Origin of the sequence: Pseudoduganella sp. UC29_106, assembly GCF_044055365.1 — a bacterium.
Taxonomy (GTDB): Bacteria; Pseudomonadota; Gammaproteobacteria; order Burkholderiales; family Burkholderiaceae_D; genus Rugamonas.
Genome location: NZ_CP171977.1, coordinates 6603859 through 6622629 on the forward strand (window position 1 = coordinate 6603859; position 18771 = coordinate 6622629).

Annotated in this window: 14 protein-coding genes and 6 pseudogenes; 14 read left to right on the forward strand and 6 right to left on the reverse strand. The window is 62.3% G+C overall.

Annotated features, from left to right (window positions below):
• Nucleotides 1–2 precede the first annotated feature (2 nt).
• The 3 genes and pseudogenes from ACHMW6_RS32810 (at nt 3) to ACHMW6_RS32820 (ending at nt 2506) form a co-directional block, all read left to right on the forward strand.
• Nucleotides 3–402: pseudogene (locus ACHMW6_RS32810) on the forward strand (dihydroneopterin aldolase).
• Nucleotides 399–1313, forward strand: a complete 915-nt coding sequence (gene ttcA, locus ACHMW6_RS32815; protein ID WP_395403445.1) for a tRNA 2-thiocytidine(32) synthetase TtcA — start codon at nt 399–401, stop codon at nt 1311–1313. The pseudogene ACHMW6_RS32810 and the gene ttcA overlap by 4 nt, the downstream one beginning before the upstream one ends.
• A 215-nt stretch (nt 1314–1528) precedes the next feature.
• Nucleotides 1529–2506, forward strand: coding sequence for an IS110 family transposase (locus tag ACHMW6_RS32820; protein ID WP_395403447.1), 978 nt, complete (start codon nt 1529–1531; stop codon nt 2504–2506).
• A 22-nt stretch (nt 2507–2528) separates the two neighbouring features.
• On the opposite strand, the pseudogene ACHMW6_RS32825 reads toward ACHMW6_RS32820, so the two are convergent.
• Both ACHMW6_RS32825 and ACHMW6_RS32830 read right to left on the reverse strand, forming a co-directional pair.
• Nucleotides 2529–3667: pseudogene (locus tag ACHMW6_RS32825) on the reverse strand (GH92 family glycosyl hydrolase).
• Entirely contained in the window at nt 3627–4847 is a 1221-nt protein-coding gene (locus tag ACHMW6_RS32830) for a glycoside hydrolase domain-containing protein (RefSeq protein WP_395403449.1), read from the reverse strand. Before ACHMW6_RS32830 ends, ACHMW6_RS32825 begins: the two are co-directional and overlap by 41 nt.
• Nucleotides 4848–4948: 101 nt before the next feature.
• Here ACHMW6_RS32830 and ACHMW6_RS32835 point away from each other — a divergent pair, with 101 nt between their 5' ends.
• On the forward strand, nt 4949–5656 hold the full coding sequence (locus tag ACHMW6_RS32835) for a substrate-binding periplasmic protein (protein ID WP_395403451.1): 708 nt from the start codon (nt 4949–4951) through the stop codon (nt 5654–5656).
• A 153-nt stretch (nt 5657–5809) separates the two neighbouring features.
• On the opposite strand, the gene ACHMW6_RS32840 is transcribed toward ACHMW6_RS32835, so the two are convergent.
• Genes ACHMW6_RS32840 through ACHMW6_RS32850 form a run of 3 tightly spaced genes read right to left on the reverse strand, consistent with a single transcriptional unit; the run spans nt 5810 to nt 8671 of the window.
• Entirely contained in the window at nt 5810–6658 is an 849-nt protein-coding gene (locus tag ACHMW6_RS32840) for a hypothetical protein (protein WP_395403453.1), read from the reverse strand.
• Complete coding sequence (locus ACHMW6_RS32845) at nt 6613–7563, reverse strand: M14 family zinc carboxypeptidase (protein WP_395403455.1); 951 nt, start codon at nt 7561–7563, stop codon at nt 6613–6615. The genes ACHMW6_RS32840 and ACHMW6_RS32845 overlap by 46 nt, the downstream gene beginning before the upstream one ends.
• Before the next feature lie 58 nt (nt 7564–7621).
• On the reverse strand, nt 7622–8671 hold the full coding sequence (locus tag ACHMW6_RS32850; RefSeq protein WP_395403457.1) for a PAS domain-containing protein: 1050 nt from the start codon (nt 8669–8671) through the stop codon (nt 7622–7624).
• A 168-nt stretch (nt 8672–8839) separates the two neighbouring features.
• Between ACHMW6_RS32850 and ACHMW6_RS32855 the strand changes: the two genes are divergently transcribed.
• The 10 genes and pseudogenes from ACHMW6_RS32855 to ACHMW6_RS32900 all read left to right on the forward strand — a co-directional run bounded on the left by ACHMW6_RS32855 (nt 8840) and on the right by ACHMW6_RS32900 (nt 17146).
• A complete protein-coding gene (locus ACHMW6_RS32855; protein ID WP_395403459.1) occupies nt 8840–9418 on the forward strand; it encodes an aromatic ring-hydroxylating dioxygenase subunit alpha in 579 nt (192 codons plus the stop codon).
• On the forward strand, nt 9312–9968 hold the full coding sequence (locus ACHMW6_RS32860) for an RHO alpha subunit C-terminal catalytic domain-containing protein (protein ID WP_395403461.1): 657 nt from the start codon (nt 9312–9314) through the stop codon (nt 9966–9968). The genes ACHMW6_RS32855 and ACHMW6_RS32860 overlap by 107 nt, the downstream gene beginning before the upstream one ends.
• 17 nt (nt 9969–9985) lie before the next feature.
• A pseudogene (locus tag ACHMW6_RS32865) lies at nt 9986–10867 on the forward strand (aldehyde dehydrogenase family protein); the annotation flags it as partial.
• Nucleotides 10868–10943: 76 nt separating this feature from the next.
• On the forward strand, nt 10944–11453 hold the full coding sequence (locus tag ACHMW6_RS32870) for an aldehyde dehydrogenase family protein (RefSeq protein WP_395403463.1): 510 nt from the start codon (nt 10944–10946) through the stop codon (nt 11451–11453).
• Nucleotides 11454–11473: 20 nt separating this feature from the next.
• Nucleotides 11474–13183, forward strand: a pseudogene (gene betA / locus ACHMW6_RS32875) (choline dehydrogenase).
• A 127-nt stretch (nt 13184–13310) separates the two neighbouring features.
• Nucleotides 13311–13559: pseudogene (locus tag ACHMW6_RS32880) on the forward strand (TorF family putative porin); the annotation flags it as partial.
• 7 nt (nt 13560–13566) lie between these two features.
• Nucleotides 13567–14187 carry a TorF family putative porin gene (locus ACHMW6_RS32885; RefSeq protein WP_395403465.1) on the forward strand — a complete coding sequence of 207 codons (621 nt, stop codon included), beginning with the start codon at nt 13567–13569 and terminating at the stop codon, nt 14185–14187.
• Nucleotides 14188–14220: 33 nt separating this feature from the next.
• Nucleotides 14221–14493 carry a hypothetical protein gene (locus ACHMW6_RS32890; protein WP_395403467.1) on the forward strand — a complete coding sequence of 91 codons (273 nt, stop codon included), beginning with the start codon at nt 14221–14223 and terminating at the stop codon, nt 14491–14493.
• Nucleotides 14494–14565: 72 nt separating this feature from the next.
• A pseudogene (locus ACHMW6_RS32895) lies at nt 14566–16174 on the forward strand (APC family permease).
• 18 nt (nt 16175–16192) lie between these two features.
• The gene (locus ACHMW6_RS32900) at nt 16193–17146 is read left to right on the forward strand and encodes a PDR/VanB family oxidoreductase (protein WP_395403469.1); all 954 of its coding nucleotides are present in this window, start codon (nt 16193–16195) and stop codon (nt 17144–17146) included.
• A gap of 24 nt (nt 17147–17170) precedes the next feature.
• Here ACHMW6_RS32900 and ACHMW6_RS32905 read toward each other — a convergent pair whose 3' ends face one another.
• On the reverse strand, nt 17171–18718 hold the full coding sequence (locus tag ACHMW6_RS32905; protein ID WP_395403471.1) for a S41 family peptidase: 1548 nt from the start codon (nt 18716–18718) through the stop codon (nt 17171–17173).
• Nucleotides 18719–18771: the final 53 nt, after the last annotated feature.

Below are 18771 nucleotides of genomic sequence, written 5' to 3' on the forward strand. Positions count from 1 at the left end.
TAATGCTGTCCGCCCTGATTCACCCACAACTGCAGGATTGCCGCCGGCTGTTCCTGCGCAATTACGAAGTGCTGATCAATATCGGCGTGCACGATTTCGAGAAGAAGGGCGAGCAGCGCGTGCTGATCAACGTGGACTTGTATATTCCGCTGGCCGTGTCCACGCCCAAGGCCGACGAGCTGCAGGAAGTGGTCGATTACGACTTCATGCGCGAGACCATTGCGCGCCGCATGGCGCAGGGCCATGTCCATCTGCAGGAAACCCTGGTGGACGATGTGGTGCGCGCGATGCTGGAACACCCGCATGTGCGCGCCGCGCGCGTGTCCACCATGAAGCCGGGACGTGTATCCGGATTGCGAAGGCGTGGGCGTGGAAGTATTCAAGATCAAGGATGCAGCATGAACGCCGTTGTAGACACCAAGGCCGCCGATAAAGTCACCTACGAAAACAACAAGCTGCACAAGCGCCTGTGCCGCCTGGTCGGCCAGGCCATCGGCGACTTCAATATGATCGAGGAAGGCGACAAGGTCATGGTCTGCCTGTCCGGCGGCAAGGACTCCTACGCCCTGCTGGACATCCTGATGACGCTGCGCGAGCGCGCCCCGATCAATTTCGAGATCGTGGCCGTGAACCTGGACCAGAAGCAGCCGAACTTCCCGGCCGATGTGCTGCCGCGCTATCTGACGGAACTGGGCGTGGCTTTCCACATCGAGAACCAGGATACGTATTCCATCGTCAAGCGCCTGATCCCGGAAGGCAAGACCACCTGCTCGCTGTGCTCGCGCCTGCGCCGCGGCATCCTGTACCGCGTGGCCGATGAACTGGGCTGCACCAAGATCGCCCTCGGCCACCACCGCGACGACATCCTCGAAACCTTCTTCCTCAATATGTTCTTCGGCGGGAAGATCAAGGGCATGCCGGCCAAGCTGGTGTCCGACGACGGCAAGCACGTGGTGATCCGTCCGCTGGCCTATGTGAAGGAAGAAGACACCGAGCGCTACGCGGCCGTGAAGAACTTCCCAATCATCCCTTGCGACCTGTGCGGCTCGCAGGAGAACCTGCAGCGCAAGCAGATCAAGGCCATGCTGCGCGACTGGGAGAAGAAGCATCCGGGGCGCGTGGAAAACACCTTCTCCGCCTTGTCGACCGTGGTGCCGTCGCACCTGATGGACCGCGCGCTGTTCCCGTTTGCCGAGATCAAGGCGGACGGCGTCGCCAATCCTCTTGGCGATATCGCGTTTGACGAAGAGCCCTGCTCGACCACCACGTCCGTTCCAGGCGTTATCCCATTGCAGGCAACGGCGGATCAATGATCCGCCCTTGTATCTTTACCTTGTTGGTGGTTAGCTACTACCAACGGAAGTGATGGGGAACTTGCATCCGCCCTGAGGGCTTAGACCCTGCTGCGTAGATGAAGCCCATCACTTCGCCTCCACACCATTTCGACACTGGACGGTAGCCTAGGGCTTGGACCCTGCATGTACAAGGTGAGTGGGTGGGATGATTCGCTGAGGCAAAGGGGAAGATCATGTTCTATTTGGGCATAGATGTATCCAAGGCCAAGCTCGACTGCGCCTTGTTCGATAGTTCAACTAGCAAGCAGAAATGTAAAGTCGTGAGTAATGACCCGGATGGCTTCGCTAAGTTGCTGGACTGGCTGGCCAAGCAAAAGGTAGAGGCGGTGCATGTCATCATGGAGCCGACTGGCGTTTATCATGAGCCAGCCGCCTTGGCACTGACCGATGCGGGCATTAGGTTATCGCTGGTTAATCCGGCCCAACTGCGCAATTTTGCCAAGGGGCTTGGGGTTAAGACGAAGACCGACAAAGCAGATAGCAGTGTCCTGGCACGCTTTGGGGCCACGCAAAATCCCGAACTCTGGCAACCGCCTTCCATCGCCGCACGCACTTTGAAAGCCCTGCTGGCAAGGCGCGATGTGCTCGCCGAACACCTGCAGCGTGAACATAATCGCAGGGAAATGATTCAGTTCAGCGAAGTGCCTGCGCCCGTTCAGCAGTCCATCGCTGCCTCTATCGAATTTCTTACTGGCGAACTGGCACGGCTGGATCAACAAATTCAGAGCCATATAGACGATGACCCAGATCTGAGAGGGAAGAAAGACCTCTTGGAGACCATTCCTGGCGTCGGTCCGCGTGTTGCGCTCAATATGACGGCGTTGCTGGCTGCGCGCCATTTTGAGCGCGCCGAACAACTGGCCGCCTATCTGGGCCTGGTGCCGGTTCAGTGGGAGTCCGGCACTTCAGTCAGTGCTCGGCCACGCATGTCCAAAGCCGGCCCTTCTCATTTGCGCAAGCTGCTTTATATGCCAGCAGTAGTAGCGATCCGCGCAAATCCCCACATCAAGGCGCTTTATGAACGACTGCTGATCCGTGGCAAGCCCAAGATGGCTGCCATCGGCGCAGCCATGCGCAAACTAGCCCACTTATGTTTTGGAGTCGTCCACACCGGCAAGCCTTATGACGCAAAATTAATGCATCCAGCTTGACGGCGGAGACGGTATCTACGCGCTAGTAGGCGGTCTGGCTGTACGGCCGGACCGTCCGGTCGCGTCCCCAATCGGTGTTGGGCGCCGCCTGCATGCGGAATACCAGCTCCCCGCCGGCCATGATGTCTTCGTGGCGCAGGAAGCTGCGCGCTAAAGGCTTGCCGTTCAGCGACACGCTGCCGATATAAACGTTGGCAGCGGACAGCTGCTCGGCGCGAATCGTAAAGCGCTTCCCGTTCGGCAGATTCAGCACCGCCTTGTCCACAAATGGGCGCCCAATCACATACTCGTTACTGCCCGGCGCCACCGGATAAAACCCCAGCGCCGTGAACGCGAGCCAGGCGGACATCTGCCCCAGGTCATCGTTGCCCGCCAGCCCGTCCGGCCTGTTGCCATACTGGCTGGCGACAATCTGCCCAGCCGCGCCTGGGTCTTCCACGGCGCGCCCGCGTAGTTGTACAGGTAAGCCACATGACGCGAAGGCTCATTGCCATGAGCGTAGTGGCCAATCAGCCCCGAGATATCCTCCATGTGCGCGTACACATTCTCATCCACGTTCGCATCGAACACCTGATCGATCTTCGCGCTCATGCCCGCGTCCCCGCCCAGCATGGAGATCAGGCCCGCGTTATCGTGCGGCATATACCATGAGTACTGCCAGGCGCTGCCCTCGGTATAGTCGCTGCCGAAGTTCGACTGCACCGGATTGAAAGGCTCGCGGAACTCGCCGCTCGATTTGCGGGCGCGGATGAAGCCCGTCTTCGTATCGAACACATTGCGGTAATTCTGCGCGCGCTGGTAGTAGCGCGCCGCGATATCCTTGCGGCCCATCTTCTCGGCCACGCGCGCAATGGTCCAGTCATCGAAGGCATATTCGACCGTCTTGGACGCCGCTTCCGGTTCCAGGTCGATCGGCACATAGCCCAGCTTCATGTAGTGTTCAAGCCCGCCGTAAGGCCCATACTCGGCGCTGGCCATCATCGCCGTCAGGGCTTCGTCGGCATTGATGCCCTTCATGCCTTTCATGTAGGCGTCCGCAATCACGGGCACCGCGTGGTAGCCGATCATGCACCAGGTTTCCAGGCCGTGGAACTGCCAGACGGGCAGGATGCCGTAAGGGCTATGCTGCTGTGACGCGATCAGCGAGCGCACGAAGTCCACATTGCGCTGCTCCGGCTGGATCAGCGTCAGCAAAGGATGCAGGGCGCGGTAGGTGTCCCGACAGCGAGAAGGTGGAATGGAAGCGGAAGCCTTTCGCCTGGTGCACCTGGTTGTCCGGACCGCGATACTTGCCGTCGCGGTCCATGAACAGGCTTGGCGCCAGCATGCTGTGATACAGGCTGGTATAGACCATGGTGCGCATGTCCGCCGGCGCATCGATCGTCACGGCGGACAAAGCCTCATTCCAGGCATCGCCCGCGCGCTTGCGCTCCGCATCGAAGTCCCAGCCCGGCATCTCTTCCATGTTGGCCAGCGCGCCATCCTCGCTGACGGCGGACAGCGCCACCTTGACCATCACCGTGCCGTCTTCGGGCACGCCGAAATCCAGCGCACCGACCAGCGCCTTGCCTTCGACATAAATTTTTTCCGCCGGCGTCTTGCCCGGCGCAGCGAAGCCTTTGTACTCGACGCCCTCTTCCCGGTTGTAAAGCGCGCGGCCCGCGATCGGACGCGAGAACTTCATCGCGAAGAAAACCTGGCGCCCCGGCGCCCAGCCGCGCGTGATGCGCATGCCGGTAATCGTGCTGCTGTCGCGCACGCGCACGGAAGACCACAGGTTCTTGCCGTTGTAGTCGTAGATGCTGTTGCGCAGGTCGAGGATCAGCTTTGCGCCGGCGCCTTTGGCGTAGCGGTAGCGGTGCAGCCCTACGCGCTCGCCGGCGGTCAGCTCCACGTCCACATCATGATCCTGCAGGCGCACTGCGTAGTAGCCCGGTTCTGCGCGCTCGTCCTCATGGCGGAAGCGCGAGCGGTAGCCGCTGACGGGACGCTCGGGATAGCCCGGTTCCAGCTTGGTGTCGCCGCTGTAGGGCATCAGCAGCACATCGCCCAGGTCGGAATGGCCGCTGCCGGAGAAATGGGTGTGGGAGAAGCCGAGGATGGAATTGTCCTCATAGCGGTAGCCGGCGGCCCAGGGATAGCTCTGCCTGAAGTGGCGCACCTGGGTGTCCGGGCTCAGTTGCACCATGCCGAAGGGACGCGTTGCGCCAGGGAAGGTGTGGCCGTCGCCACCGGTACCGATGAACACATTGACTGCCGCCGCCGGACTGCCCGGCTGCGCCGCCTGTGCCGCCATCGCGGTCAGCAACGCGAGCCCTCCGATCACGCTCCGAATACCCATTATCCCTCCCCAGATTGTTAGCTCAGCCGCGACATCTTATACAATGTGGCACGAATCGCAACGGAATGCTGAAAGATATGCTGCCAGTAGTGAAACGACTGATGCTGTTCTTATGGCTCGCCGCCGGCGTTGCCAGCGCCGCACCGCCAATCGAAATCATGGTCGAGGATGGGGCCGCGCCGTGGTCCGGGCCGGACGGCAACGGCTATGCGAATGACCTGGTACGCGCCGCCTTCGCCGCCGTCCACACCGAGATCAGGCTGGCAGTCGTTCCCTACGCGCGCTGCAAGGCATATGTGATGCAGGGCGCGGTGGCGGGCTGCTTCAATATGTCGCCCTCGCCCGAGCACCAGGGCAAATTGCTGCTGTCGGACATGCCGCTGTTTGAAGTCCATCCCCGCTATTACTACAACACGGACAAGCCGCTGCCGGCGGTGTCTGAACACATGGTCGCTGCCGGAACCCGCATCGGCGTGGTCAATGGCTATGAATATCCGCCCTCGCTGGCCGAGCTGGAAAAGCGCGGCGCCATTCTCGACCGGGCCAATACGGAAATCGCCACCCTGCGCAAGCTGGCGGCGGGCCGGGTGGACCTGGCGCTGATGATGGCCGACCAGGTCAAGGCCGACGCGGCGCAGATGCGCAACGTGGCAGTGGCCTTCCACGCCGCATCCATGGGCTCCTACATCGGTTTCAGCACCATCCACCCGCAGGGCGAACAGGCGCGCAAGTTATTCAACGAAGGTTACCGCATCATTTCCACCAACGGCCGCAAGGCCGAAATCGCCCGCCGGTGGCAGATCCGTTAAGCCGCAGGCCCGCAAACACGGCGGATCAATGATCCGCCCTACGCCGCACCGAGGCCATTTACGTCCAACACCGCAGCCCACCACATGGCCACGTGCCAGGGGGCTGTAGGGCGGATCGTTTTGATCCGCCGTGCGTGCGAACCGACGGCAGTTTTAGTACCTGCGCGCTGTACGGAACAAGGGGTAGAGATTAAACCGCTCATCCCACGAAGCATGCCGCCTGGCGAAGAAATTCAGCCGCGCCCGCGGATTTTTGGCAAACTCCGGATCGCTCGCCAGCCGCGCCTTGAACTCCGCGGCGACAGCAGGATCCGCCGCAATCTGCTCACGCGCCACCTCCTCCGCCACATACTCCTCCATATACTCCTTGCGCTCGAAGGAATTGTTGAAGAAGCCCCAGGCCAGCAGCGAATCAGCGCCTTGCGGCTCCAGCATCGTCATCACCAGGCGCGACTTCGGCTGTGCGGACGGAATGAACAGCGCACCCTTGCCGATCTCGCGCTGCTCCGGCTTCCACACCCCATCAACTGTCAGCATCTGATGCCCCTCGAAGGAAGTCGGCGTCAGCTTCGTGCGCTCGGCGCGGAAAGCTTCGACATCCACCTTGCCCGGCGCCGACGCCAGCACCTTGTACGCAATCCCGTGCACCTTCAGCTTCGGCTCAACGATCGAAGCCTGCGCCGCCGGAACCAGATAGCCGCCGGCCGGCGCTTTCATCACGAAGTCCGGCACCACCTCATCGCGCAGCGGCACGGTCCACACCTGCGGCTTCGATTCATCGTACTTCGTCCACAGACCGCCCGAGATATCCGATGGCGTGCGGGTGTATTCATAGCCGCCGAACTGGATGGTGGTGACCTTGTCCGTGGTCTTGTAGCTGAGCGGCGTATCGGCCAGCGCGACGGCGCGCGCGTCGGCTTCGGCCGCCAGCTTCGACCACGCGGCGCCATGCTGCGCTACCTGTTCGAGCAGGGACACGATGGTATTGTGCGTGATGCGCACGCGGGTCGGATAATCCTTCCACGAATGCGTTTCCACCAGCATGGCGAAGCGGTTCCGCAGCGGGAAATAACCGGTGGAGAGCGTGGCGTGGACATGCTGTCCACGAAGCCGGAAGTCGGATCGTCTGTCTTGTCGAAGGAAATGTAATAGTGCTTCGGATCGGAACCCCGCTTGCGCAAATCCGCCATCACATTCTCGCGCAGGTCGAGGCCCGCCTTCATCAGCGCAGCATCGCCGCCGTGCACCGGCTCGACCTGGATCGACACGTCCGGCTGGAACTTGGCGCCGTCCGTCACGTGCAGGTCAATATAGGCCAGCGGGTCCCACTCGTTGACCAGCGCCAGCATGTTCTGCATTTCAGGCGCGTCAGCCTTCACGTAGTCGCGATTCAGGTTGTAGTTCTGCGCCGTGACGCGCCAGCCCATTTCCACAGGGCCGCGCTGGTTGGGACGATTGTTCTTGCCGAAGCGCTCGTGACCATCGACATTGAAGACGGGGACGAAGAGCAGCACCTGCTTGTCCAGCGCGCCCACGGCCGCCTCGCCCTCAAGCGCCTCGCGCAGAGCCAGAAAACCGGCATCCTTGCCGTCAATCTCGCCGGCATGGATGCCGCCCTGCACCAGCAACACCGGCAGCTTGCGCGCCTTGGCCGCCTTCGCCGCCAGCGCGCCCGTACGCGACACGGCCAGCGCCAGCATCGGGCGCCCTTCCGGTGTCGTGCCAAAGCTGAAGCAGCGTACGGCTTTCGGATAAGCCTTCTGGAACTCTCCGCACAGCTTCACCACTTCATCGTATCGGCCCGTGGCCTGGAAGCCGGAGCGTTCGGAAACGGTGGTCAGATCTGGGGCCGCATTGGCCAGTGGCAAGGCAGCAAGCAGGGACAGCAGGACGGCAGGTCGAATCATCAAATGCTCCGGCAGGGGTTGATCAATGCCGGGGCATTATAGACGCGGCTCACAGGTTTCAGGACTTCATGCCCTTCACCATGGCCAGTAATTGCATCTGCTCCGTCACATCCTGCGACGCGCCGACCATATTGGCGACGTTGCCGTTTTCGTCGAGGGATACCTCGCCCTCCTCGTGGATGTTGCGCAGGCTGCCGTCCGGCAGCTGTATCGTGTAATCGACGCGGTAAGGCGCCTTGTTGGCGATCGCGCCATCGATGGCGGCTTTCACACGCGCACGGTCGCCGTCCACGATCGACGCCAGGTAGCGCTCCATGGTCACCTTGAACGCTTGCGGCGCCCAGCCAAAGATGCGATAGGCTTCGTCGGTCCAGGAGCAATCGTCGGTCTGCACATTCCAGTACCAGCCGCCCAGGTGGGCAATGGCCTGCGCCTTGGCCAGCAGCGCTTCGTTTTGCCGCAATGCGGCTTCGGCGCGACGGCGCTCCGTGATGTCGATGCTGACGCCGATCATCTTGACGGGTCGCTGCTCGGAATCGTGCACCAGTGTTGCACGCGATGAGATCCAGCGCGGCGTATCGCCGGCCTGCACGCGAAACTCCCATTCGTGCATTTCACTGGCTTGCAGCGTCCGCTGCAGGACTTCCTTCAGGCGCGCCACGTCGGCCGGGTAGACGCAGGCCCAGAAGTCGTCCATGGAGCGGATGTGGCGGCCGAACAGCGCAACATCGTTGCTGGAATAGGTCAGCGCATCGGACAGCACATTCCACTCCCAGGTAACGATGCCCGACACTTCCTGCGCAAACTTCATGCGCGCTTCGCTTTCCATGATTTCGGACAGGTGCTTCTGGCGCAAGGCGCGCAAGTGCGGGTCTTCCGACGTGCTGGCCTGCAATTCTGCAATGGCCTGTTCGCCATAGCGCAGCCACAGCCAGTTCACGCTCAAGAAGCGGGCCAGCTCCACCAGGCGCTCATGTTCGATTTCCCCGCCACGTGTCCATTTGTGCACGGCGGACGGCGACACCTGCAGCGCCTCGGCCACCTGTTTGCCCATGATTTTTTTTGTTTCCAGCAAGCCCTTGAGGCGGTCTCCAAAGGTCTGTTCCATAGAGAGAATTTACTGATGGTGAATTGATTGGGTGAAGAATACACCACAAGTGAACCCAAACCCCAGCATTTTTACCTTGACCTCGTCTATCTGCCATCCTAAACTCATCTCAAATTGATCTACGGTGAATTAATTAACTGATGGTAAATTCAGAAAGAGGAGACAACCATGCAGCAATCGACGTTCCCAGCCTGCCCAATTGATCAGCCACCCGGCGAGCTGGGCTACAGCCTGCCTGCGCACTACTACACGTCCCAGGAAGTGTTTGAACAGGAAAAAAATACGATCTTTGCCCGCAACTGGATCTGCGTGATGCACCGCAGCCAGGTGGCCGAGGCCAACCAGTACGCGACCGCGAAAGTCGCCGGCGAAAACGTACTGGTGGTGCGCGGCCGCGACGGCGTGCTGCGCGGCTTCTACAACGTGTGCCCGCACCGCGCCCATGAACTGTTTGCCGATGGCGCCGGCAAAGCCAAGAACGTCATCACCTGCCCTTACCACGCCTGGTCGTTCGGCCTGGACGGCAAATTGATCCACGTGCGCAACGCGGAAAACGTGCCTGGCTTCTGCAAGGACAATGCCGGCCTGACGCCGGTGCGCGTGGAAGAATTCTGCGGCCTGGTCTTCGTCAACCTGGGACATGAACGCCACCCCGCTGGCCGAGCTGGCGCCCGGCCTGAACGACGATATCCGTGCCCGCTGCCCGGACGTGGACAAGCTGGTGCCGGCAGTGCGCCTGACCTATGAAATGAAGGCGAACTGGAAGGTGGTGGTCGATAACTACCTGGAATGCCTGCACTGCCAGACCGCGCACCCGGCCTTGGTCGAGTCGATCAATATGGAAACCTATCGCCACGTCGTGCATGGCATCTACACCAGCCAGATCGGCAAGACCCGCTCCGGCAGCGAAGCCTTTACCTACGATAACGAGGCGCCGAACACGGACTTCGCCGCTTACTGGCTGTGGCCCAACGTGACCCTGAACGTGCTGCCGGGCGATGGCAACTACGGCGTGTTCTACATGTTCCCGGTCGACGCCGACACCACCATCCAGCACTTCGAATTCTATTTCCGCGACGGCACGCCGACCGCGGAGCAGGAGCAATTGATCGACTACTACAAGAACGTCCTCAAGCCGGAAGACCTGAGCATCGTCGAATCCGTGCAGCGCGGCCTGAAATCGCGCGGCTACCGCAATGGCCAGGGACCGCTGCTGGTCACTGCCGACAAGACTTCCGCCATCGGCGAACACGGCGTACAGCACTTCCAGCAAATGGTGCTGGACGCGCTGGCTTAATAACAAAGGAACAAAGAATGATTCACACCCAGCTCTATATCAACGGCCAATGGCAGGCGCCTGTAACCGCCGCCACCCGCGCGATTATCAATCCCGCCGATGAAAGCGTGATTGCGCAAGCGGCCGAAGGCACGCGCGCCGACGCCCGCCTGGCCATCGCCGCCGCGCGCCAGGCATTTGACGGCCCGTGGCGCCAGAGCACGATCCGCGAGCGCGCCAAACTGCTCAACAAGATCGCGGAACTGGTCGACCGCGACGCCGAGAAACTGGCGCACCTGGAATCCCTGAACACCGGCAAGACCCTGACGGAAAGCCGCACCGATATGGGCGACATCGCCGCCACCTTCCGCTACTTTGCCGGCCTGGTGGCATCCGAATCGGGCGCCGTCAACGAAGCGCCGCACCATGTGATCAGCCGCACGCTGCGCGAACCGGTCGGCGTCTGCGGCTTGATCACGCCGTGGAATTACCCGCTGTTGCAAGCGGCATGGAAGATCGCTCCAGCGCTGGGCGCCGGCAATACCGTCGTCATCAAACCCAGCAACCTGACGCCGCTGACCACGCACCATTTCACGCAACTGATCGCTGAACTGGATCTGCCGCCCGGCGTCTTCAACCTGGTAACGGGCGGCGCCGAAGTGGGCGCTGAACTGGCGGAGAGCCATGACGTGGACCTGGTGTCGTTCACCGGCGGCGCCATTGCCGGCGAAAGCATCATGAAGGCCGCGACCGGCAACTTCAAGCGCATCGGGCTGGAACTGGGCGGCAAGAACCCGAACATCGTGTTTGCCGACGCCGACCTCGATGTCGCCGCCGACTATGCGCTGAACGCGGCCTTCTTCCATGCCGGCCAGGTGTGCTCGGCCGGCTCGCGCCTGATGGTGGAAGACAGCGTGTATGACGCCTTCATTGCCAGGCTGGCGGAGCGCATGCCGCGCATCGTGATCGGCAACGGCTTCAACGCCGAAAACGCAGATGGGCCCCGTGCAATCGGCGCACCAGCACGAAAAAATCCTCGGCATGGTACGCGCCGGCATCAACGAAGGCGCACGCCTGGTCCATGGCGGCAAGCGCCCGGCCGGCCATGTCTACCAGAACGGCTACTGGCTGGAGCCGACCCTGCTGGCGGACGTCACCGCGGACATGAAGATCGCCAAGGAAGAAATCTTCGGCCCCGTGATCACGGCGGAACGCTTCCACTCGGAAGAGGAAGTGCTGTTTGCCGCCAACGACACGCCTTATGGCCTGGCTGCTGCCGTGTGGACCAAAGACCTGGACAAGGCCAACCGCCTGTCGCGCAAGCTGCGCTTCGGCACCGTTTGGGTCAACGATTACCACCCGTACTTCCCGGAAGCGCCGTGGGGCGGCTACAAGGCGAGCGGCATCGGCCGCGAACTGGCGCGCATCGGCCTGGATGAATACACGGAACTCAAGCACAGCTACATCAACCTGGCGCCGAAGGCGATGGGCTGGTTTGGCGCATAATGGACGAGAGGAGATTGCAAATGAGCGCAATCGCAGAATACGACTACATCATCATTCGGCGCCGGCTCGGCCGGCTGCGTGCTGGCTGCGCGGCTGACCGAGGATGCGGACGTGACGGTGCTGCTGCTGGAAGCGGGCGGCCCGGACTGGCGCCTGGACTGGCGCACCCAAATGCCGGCCGCGCTGGCCTATCCGCTGCAGGGCACCACCTATAACTGGGCCTATGTGACGGAGCCGGAGCCGCACATGAACAACCGCCGCATGACACAAGGCCGTGGCAAGGGCCTGGGCGGCTCATCGCTGATCAATGGCATGGTGTATATCCGTGGCAATGCCATGGATTACGACGGCTGGGCGGAAAACAAGTCGCTGGAAAACTGGAGCTACGCCGACTGCCTGCCCTATTTCCGCAAGGCGGAAACCTATGACAAGGGCGCCAACGATTACCATGGCGGCGACGGCCCGCTGCACGTCACCACGCCGAAACCGGATATCAGCCCGCTGTTCGACGCCTTCGTGCGCGCCGGCGCGCAGGCCGGGTACAAGGCCACCGACGATCTGAATGGCTTCCGCCAGGAAGGCTTCGGCCGATGGACCGCACCACCACGGCCCAGGGTCGCCGCTGCAGCACCTCGCTGGCCTATCTCGACCAGGCAAAGGACAGGCCCAACCTGACGGTGCGCACCCGTGCGCTGGCCGACCGCATCGTGTTCACGGGCCAGCGCGCCACCGGCATCGCCTACCTGCAGGGCGACCAGGTGCAGACTGCCCATGCGCGGCGCGAAGTCATCGTCAGCAATGGCGCCATCGCTTCGCCGCAACTGCTGCTGCGTTCCGGCGTCGGCAATGCCGATGAGTTGCGCGCTCTGGGCATCGACCCGGTGGCGCATTTGCCGGGTGTGGGCGAGAACCTGCAAGACCACCTGGAGATGTACCTGCAATACGAGTGCACCAAGCCGGTCTCGCTGTATCCCGCCCTGAAATGGTGGAACAAGCCAGCCATCGGCATCGAATGGTATTTGCGCGGCACCGGCACGGCGGCGTCCAACCATTTCGAAGCGGGCGGCTTTATCCGCAGCAGCGCGGAATTCGCCTGGCCCAACCTGCAATACCATTTCATTCCGCTGGCCATGAATTACGACGGCAGCAACCCGGTCGAGATGCACGGCTTCCAGTGCCACGTCGGTTCGATGCGCTCGCCCAGCACAGGCTTCGTCAAGCTGGCCAGCCGCGATCCGCGCGTGAAACCGCGCCTGCTGTTCAACTACATGGCGCATGACGTCGACTGGCGCGAATTCCGCGCCGGCGTGCGCATCACGCGTGAAATCATCAGCCAGCAGGCGATGGACCAGTACCGTGGCCGTGAAATAAAGCCCGGCATGAAAATCCAGAGCGACGCGGAAATCGATGCCTTCGTGCGCGACCATGCGGAAACCGCGCTGCACCCTTCCTGCACCTGCAAGATGGGTGACGCGTCCGACCCGATGGCCGTGGTGGACAACCAGGGCCGCGTGCATGGCCTGCATGGCTTGCGCGTGGTGGATGCATCGATTATGCCGAAGATCATCACCGGCAATCTGAACGCCCCCACGATCATGATGGCGGAAAAAATCGCCGACGTGATCCGCGGCCGTCCGCCATTGCAACGTTCAACAGCGCCTTACTTCAAGGCCGCCCAGCCCACACGGGCAGTACAGGAACCAGCGCGCCACACCCTCGTGCATTCCTGAGCCAGACCAGCGTTTCATCCCGCTGCCATCCATGACCTGCCAAGGACGCAGGCGGCTGCCTGCGTCCCGCACATAACGAAAACGGCCCAATGCCCGCCAGAGGCACCGGCCATCCGAGGAGACTTTTATGTTGCGCAAATTTGTAGATCGACGTATCTGTGCCCGTTTCAGCTGCGCCCTGTTGCTGTTCCCGGCTGTTGCCGCACATGCGGACACGGCGCCGGCCGATGCCGAAGGGGCGCCGCCGCCTGTCACTACCCCGGTGGCGGCGCCCGCAACCGCGGCATCGCCTTTCACCGCCAATGTGACGCTGGCTTCGCAATATGTGTCGCGCGGCTTCCGCCAAGGCTGGGGCAAGCCCGCCGTCCAGGGCGGCGTCGATTATGCACATCCCAGCGGCTGGTCGGTCGGCACCTGGATGTCGTCCGTCAGCGATAAATTCATCGAAGGCGGCTCGCTGGAATGGGGACATTTACGGCGGCTACAGCGGCGCCGTTGGCGACGTGACTTATGGGCTGCAGCTGTATTACTACCTGTATCCCGGCGCGAAGCTGCAATACGCACAGGTCAAGTACGACTATGGCGAAGTGGCGGCGTCGTTGACGTACAAATGGCTCACGGTCAAATACTGGCTGACCTACACGCCGGACTATTTCGGCTACAACAGCAGTTCCCTGTTGCTGGGCAAGGACCAGCACAGCCGCGGTTCCGGCTATGCGGACATCAACGGCAACTTTGACCTGGGCCATGGCACATCCCTGCTGCTGCACTTCGGCCATGAGCGCGTGCGTAATTTTTCGGACTACAGCTTCCGCGATGCCCGCATTGCGCTGACCAAGACCTTCGATGGCGGCTGGAGCCTTACCGGCGCCGTCACGCGCGGCTGGAACAGCTCCGGCGTCTATCGCAGTTACACCACCGGTGCGCTGGATTCGTCCGGCAAGCCGGCGGTTTCCAACCCCTTGCAAAGCACTTTCCTGGTCTCGCTGACCAGGACGTTTTGAACGGGCCCCGTTTCACTTAACAACAACATACCAATGATATCCCTGAGCCTTACCGATGCGACCGGACTGGTCGGCGTTGTCGCCTATATCGGCGCACATTTTGCCGTGCAAGTCCTCCACAAATCCCCCACCAGCAACCTGGTGATCGCCCTCAACGTGATCGGCCCCGCCTGCATCCTGATTTCACTGACCGGCGCATTCAATCTTGCGTCGTTCCTGACCCAGGTGTTCTGGCTGGTGCTGACGGTGGCGGGCTGGTGGCGCAAACGGACGGCGAGGAGCACCGCGGCTGCGCAATTCCCATAGCCGCTCCCCAAATGCGGCAAAATATAATTAGGAGACATCGTGTATACACAAAAAGACGTGCTTCCGGCCGGTATGATTCCGGCCCGCGACGAGACCATGGCACAGTCCCATACACATCATCAATTGAAGCGCACCCTGACCTGGAAAGACGCGTTCTGGGTGACGAGCGGCGTTCCGGCCGGCGTGCTGTTCACGATCGGCGGCGTGTCGTCGACCATCGGCAACCCGGCCTGGGTTATCTGGATCATGGCGATCCTGATCGGCTTTGCGCAAAGCTTCGTCTATGCGGAGATTTCGACCCTGTATCCGCACAAATCCGGCGGCGCTTCCGTCTATGGCGCGCTGGGCTGGGTACGCTACAGCAAACTGGTGGCGCCAGTCTCGGTCTGGTGTAACTGGATTGCCTGGTCGCCGATGCTGGCACTGGGCACCAGCCTCGCGGCCGGCTATATGCTGAGCAGCCTGTTCCCCGCGGATTCCGTGATCAATACCTGGCACTGGACGCTGCTGGACCTGGGCATCATCAGCAAGAGCCTGACCCTGCGCGTCAACGCCACCTTCATCCTGGCCGCAATCTTCCTGCTGATCACCTTCAAGCTGCAGCACAGCGGCGCCAGCGCCGCCGCCACCACGCAACGCATCCTCGGCATCGCTTCGCTGACGCCACTGGTGATCATCGCCCTGGTGCCGATGTTCACCGGCGATATGCCGTCGACCAACTTCCTGCCCCTGCTGCCCTTGACGCATGATGCCCTCCGGCGCCGCGGTGCTGGGCGGCTGGAATGCGGCGGGCCTGAGTACCGCGATGGGCGCCATGTTCCTCGCGTGCTGGTCCACCTTCGGCTTCGAAACTGCCGTGTGCTACACCCGCGAGTTCAAGGACCCGCAAAAAGACGTGTTCAAGGCGATTTTCTGGTCCGGCGTGCTGTGCCTGTTCATGTTCATCGCAGTGCCGATCGCATTCCAGGGTTCACTGGGCCTGGAAGGGATGCTGAAGCCATCCATCGTTGATGGTTCCGGCGTCGGCGCTGCCATGGCGAACTTCGTTGGCGGCGGCAAGGTGGTGTTCAATGTGATCGTGGTGATGCTGGTGCTGGCGATCCTGCTGATCGTCATGACTTCGATGACGGGTTCGTCCCGCACGCTGTACCAGGCGGCCGAAGATGGCTGGCTGCCGCGCTACCTGACGCACGTGAATGAGCACGGCGCACCGACCCGCGCCATGTGGACCGATCTGATCTTCAACCTGTTCCTGCTGCTGATGTCCGACTACATGGCGATCCTCTCGGTCTCCAATGTGTGCTACATGATCTTCGTGTTCCTGAATCTGCAATCGGGCTGGATCCACCGCCTCGACCGCGCCGACTGGCCGCGCGCCTACAAGTGCAAGAACTGGCTGCTGATGCTGGGCGCCGCCTGCGGTTTCCTCGACCTGGTGTTCGTCGGCGCGGGCGCCAACTTCCAGGGTGAGAACACGCTGCGCAACGGTCTGCTGACGGTGCTGCTGATCGTGCCGGTATTCGTCTACCGCCACTACATCCAGGACAAGGGCCACTTCCCGGAATCCATGCGCCGCGATATGGAACTGCCCCATGCCCGCGCCGGCGTGCTGCCCTACGTGACGATGGCGGCAGCCGTGCTGGTGGTGTGGATTTCCTCGCGCCTGACCGTGATCACCTGATGCCGTAAGGAGAAACCCATGTACCCAACCTTGCGAGTGCGGGTCAGCCGCATCGAACAGCTGGCGGCCGGCATCAAGAGCTTTACCCTGCAACCTTGCGATGGCGGCGCCCTGCCCGCCTTCGACAGCGGCAGCCACATCGTCGTGCACATGGACCAGGGCCGGATGCGCAATGCGTATTCGCTGACCAGCGCGCTGGATGACCGCAGCCGCTACCAGATCAGCGTGCGGCTGGAGGAAGCGTCGCGCGGCGGCTCGCGCTTCATGCACGAACAGCTGCGTGAAAACGATGAACTGGATATAGGCGCCCCGGCCAACCTGTTCGGCCTGGGCGACGGCGCCGGCAAGCATGTGCTGGTGGCGGGCGGCATCGGCATCACGCCGTTCATGACGCATATCCAGGCGCTGGCGCGGCAGCAGGCCTCATTCGAGCTGCATTACTGCTTCCGCAACCGGGACAGCGCCGCCTACCTGGACGAGCTGCCGTCCACGCTGGCGCCGGATCAACTGCACCTGTATGAAAGCGATACCGGTGGCAAGCTCGATATCGATGCGCTGGTGGCGTCGCAACCGGCCGGCGCGCACATCTATGTGTGCGGGCCGCAGGCGCTGAACGATGCGGTGGTGGCAGCCGCGCGCGCCGCAGGCTGGGCTGCAGGCAGGGTGCACTTCGAGCAGTTCCGCAATGAGGTCGATGCTACCGGCGGCGCCTTCGAAGTGGCGCTGCGCAAGAGCGGCGTGACGCTGCAGGTGGGAGCGGACGAGCCATTGTTGCGGGCGATCGAAAAAGCCGGCGTCAAGATCGATTGCATGTGCCGCGAAGGCATATGCGGCACATGCGAGACCGCCATCATCGAAGGGGAAGCGGATCACCGCGACCAGTACTTGTCGGACGCTGAAAAGGCGGCGCAAAAGACCATGATGGTCTGCGTGTCGCGCTGCAAGGGCAAGCGGCTGGTACTGGACCTCTGACGCCGTCTGCCGCCCTGCCGCCCGTCAGCGCTCGCGCACTGCAATCTCAGCCGCTTCCGGACGTGCCGGCACCAGCGCCGGCACAGGAGCGGCGGCGCGGGCGCGGGCCGAGGCGGCTGGCGCCGGGCAGACGCCATTGGCGCGCAGCGACAGGGCCGCAGCCAGCTGGCCTTCGGCCTTGTCGCCCAGCGCGTGGCTGAAATCATCGTCCACCTTGCAGGTGGGCGCGAAGCCGTCGCCATAGTCGCCGAAACCCTTGGCGTTGATGCCCTGGTACTGGATCGCGAAATAAGTGGTGCCGCAGTTCGGCAGCGGCGTGAACGCGTAAGGCTTGCCGCAAGTCTGGCCGCCCACCAGGTTCACTTCCACGTCCACCCCGCGCAAGCTGTTAATCACGGACTCGCTGGCCGAGCAGGTGCCGGCGCTGGTGAGGATGGTCACGCGCTTCAGGCCCAGGTAAGGCAGCGGCGTGTTGCGCGGCGCCGGGTTCGGCACCAGATAGCCTACGGTTTTCGTCACGAACTGGATCGGCCTGGGCTGGTCGGTCTTGTCGTTGGCAACGGTCTGCTCGAAGATCTTGTCCCTGGTAGGGACGGGGCCGGCGATCATATAGGACAGCTGGCTGGCGATCGACAGCAGGCCGCCCCCGTTGTAGCGCATATCCAGCACCAGATCCTTCACATCCGCATCGCGCAGCTGGGTGAAAGCGTCGAACAGGTATTTCTCGGCCGCCGTATTGTGCGAATTGAACATCAGGTAGCCAACCTTGCCGGTCGGCGTATCGATCGCCTGCACATACTGCACGGGAGAGATGTCCAGGCGTGCCGAGCGCATGGCGACAGCAAACTTCTGCCCGCCGCGCAGCACCTTGAAGTCGTGCAGCTCGTTGACAGCTTTCGGCGTAATCCCGGCGTTCAGCTTTGCGACCGAATCGGCGTCCGACGCGTTGATGAAGTCGACGCCATCCACTTCCACCAGCTGGTCGCCGCGCTGCAGTCCGGCCAAGGCTGCGGCCGTGCCGGCAATCACATAGGTCACGCGCCAGGTGCGCGGCGCCTTGCCGTCCGCATTGCGCGCCCAGTAGACGCCATAGCCGTAGTCCACGCCCTTCTGCAACTCATCCCACTGCGCGCTCGGATAGGTGAAGTGGAAGCGGTCCTTGGCCGCGCCCGATGCCGTCACAAGCGGCGTTTTGAGGGCGTTGAAATGGCTGATCGCGCTGGGGTAGCTGGCCTCATCCAGTTTTGGCAATTCCTTGTACCAGAGATAAGCCTCGTTCAGGTACAGGCGCATGAACTTCTTCTCGTCGGCCAGCGTGCCCTGCACATCGGGATAGGGAAGGAAGCCGTCCGGCGAACCGGTGCGCGGATGCTCGCAGCGGTTCCAGTATGGCAGCGACGCTTCATCCTCCGCCGGCGGCGGTGGTTCGACTGGTGGCGGAGGCTCGACCGGCGGCGGTTCCACGGGCGGCGGCGGACTGCCGCTGTCCGGCTGGCGCGGCGGCACGTAGTCGTTGCCGCCACAGGCAGCCAGAGTGGCGCACACGGCCAGCAGGACGAGAGTTTTTTGCATGGCCGCGATTATAGGTCAAAAAAAACGGCGCCCGCAGGCGCCGTTTGCACTAA

Bases quoted from the DNA above. Each gene is read 5' to 3' on its own strand.
- ACHMW6_RS32885 (WP_395403465.1), top strand. From the start codon at position 13,567: ATGCACATCCCAGCGGCTGGTCGGTCGGCACCTGGATGTCGTCCGTCA.
- ACHMW6_RS32905 (WP_395403471.1), bottom strand. From the start codon at position 18,718: ATGCAAAAAACTCTCGTCCTGCTGGCCGTGTGCGCCACTCTGGCTGCC.
- ACHMW6_RS32855 (WP_395403459.1), top strand. From the start codon at position 8,840: ATGCAGCAATCGACGTTCCCAGCCTGCCCAATTGATCAGCCACCCGGC.
- ACHMW6_RS32835 (WP_395403451.1), top strand. From the start codon at position 4,949: ATGCTGTTCTTATGGCTCGCCGCCGGCGTTGCCAGCGCCGCACCGCCA.
- ttcA (WP_395403445.1), top strand. From the start codon at position 399: ATGAACGCCGTTGTAGACACCAAGGCCGCCGATAAAGTCACCTACGAA.
- ACHMW6_RS32890 (WP_395403467.1), top strand. From the start codon at position 14,221: ATGATATCCCTGAGCCTTACCGATGCGACCGGACTGGTCGGCGTTGTC.
- ACHMW6_RS32820 (WP_395403447.1), top strand. From the start codon at position 1,529: ATGTTCTATTTGGGCATAGATGTATCCAAGGCCAAGCTCGACTGCGCC.
- ACHMW6_RS32850 (WP_395403457.1), bottom strand. From the start codon at position 8,671: ATGGAACAGACCTTTGGAGACCGCCTCAAGGGCTTGCTGGAAACAAAA.
- ACHMW6_RS32845 (WP_395403455.1), bottom strand. From the start codon at position 7,563: ATGATTCGACCTGCCGTCCTGCTGTCCCTGCTTGCTGCCTTGCCACTG.
- ACHMW6_RS32860 (WP_395403461.1), top strand. From the start codon at position 9,312: ATGAACGCCACCCCGCTGGCCGAGCTGGCGCCCGGCCTGAACGACGAT.
- ACHMW6_RS32830 (WP_395403449.1), bottom strand. From the start codon at position 4,847: ATGGGTATTCGGAGCGTGATCGGAGGGCTCGCGTTGCTGACCGCGATG.
- ACHMW6_RS32900 (WP_395403469.1), top strand. From the start codon at position 16,193: ATGTACCCAACCTTGCGAGTGCGGGTCAGCCGCATCGAACAGCTGGCG.
- ACHMW6_RS32870 (WP_395403463.1), top strand. From the start codon at position 10,944: ATGGGCCCCGTGCAATCGGCGCACCAGCACGAAAAAATCCTCGGCATG.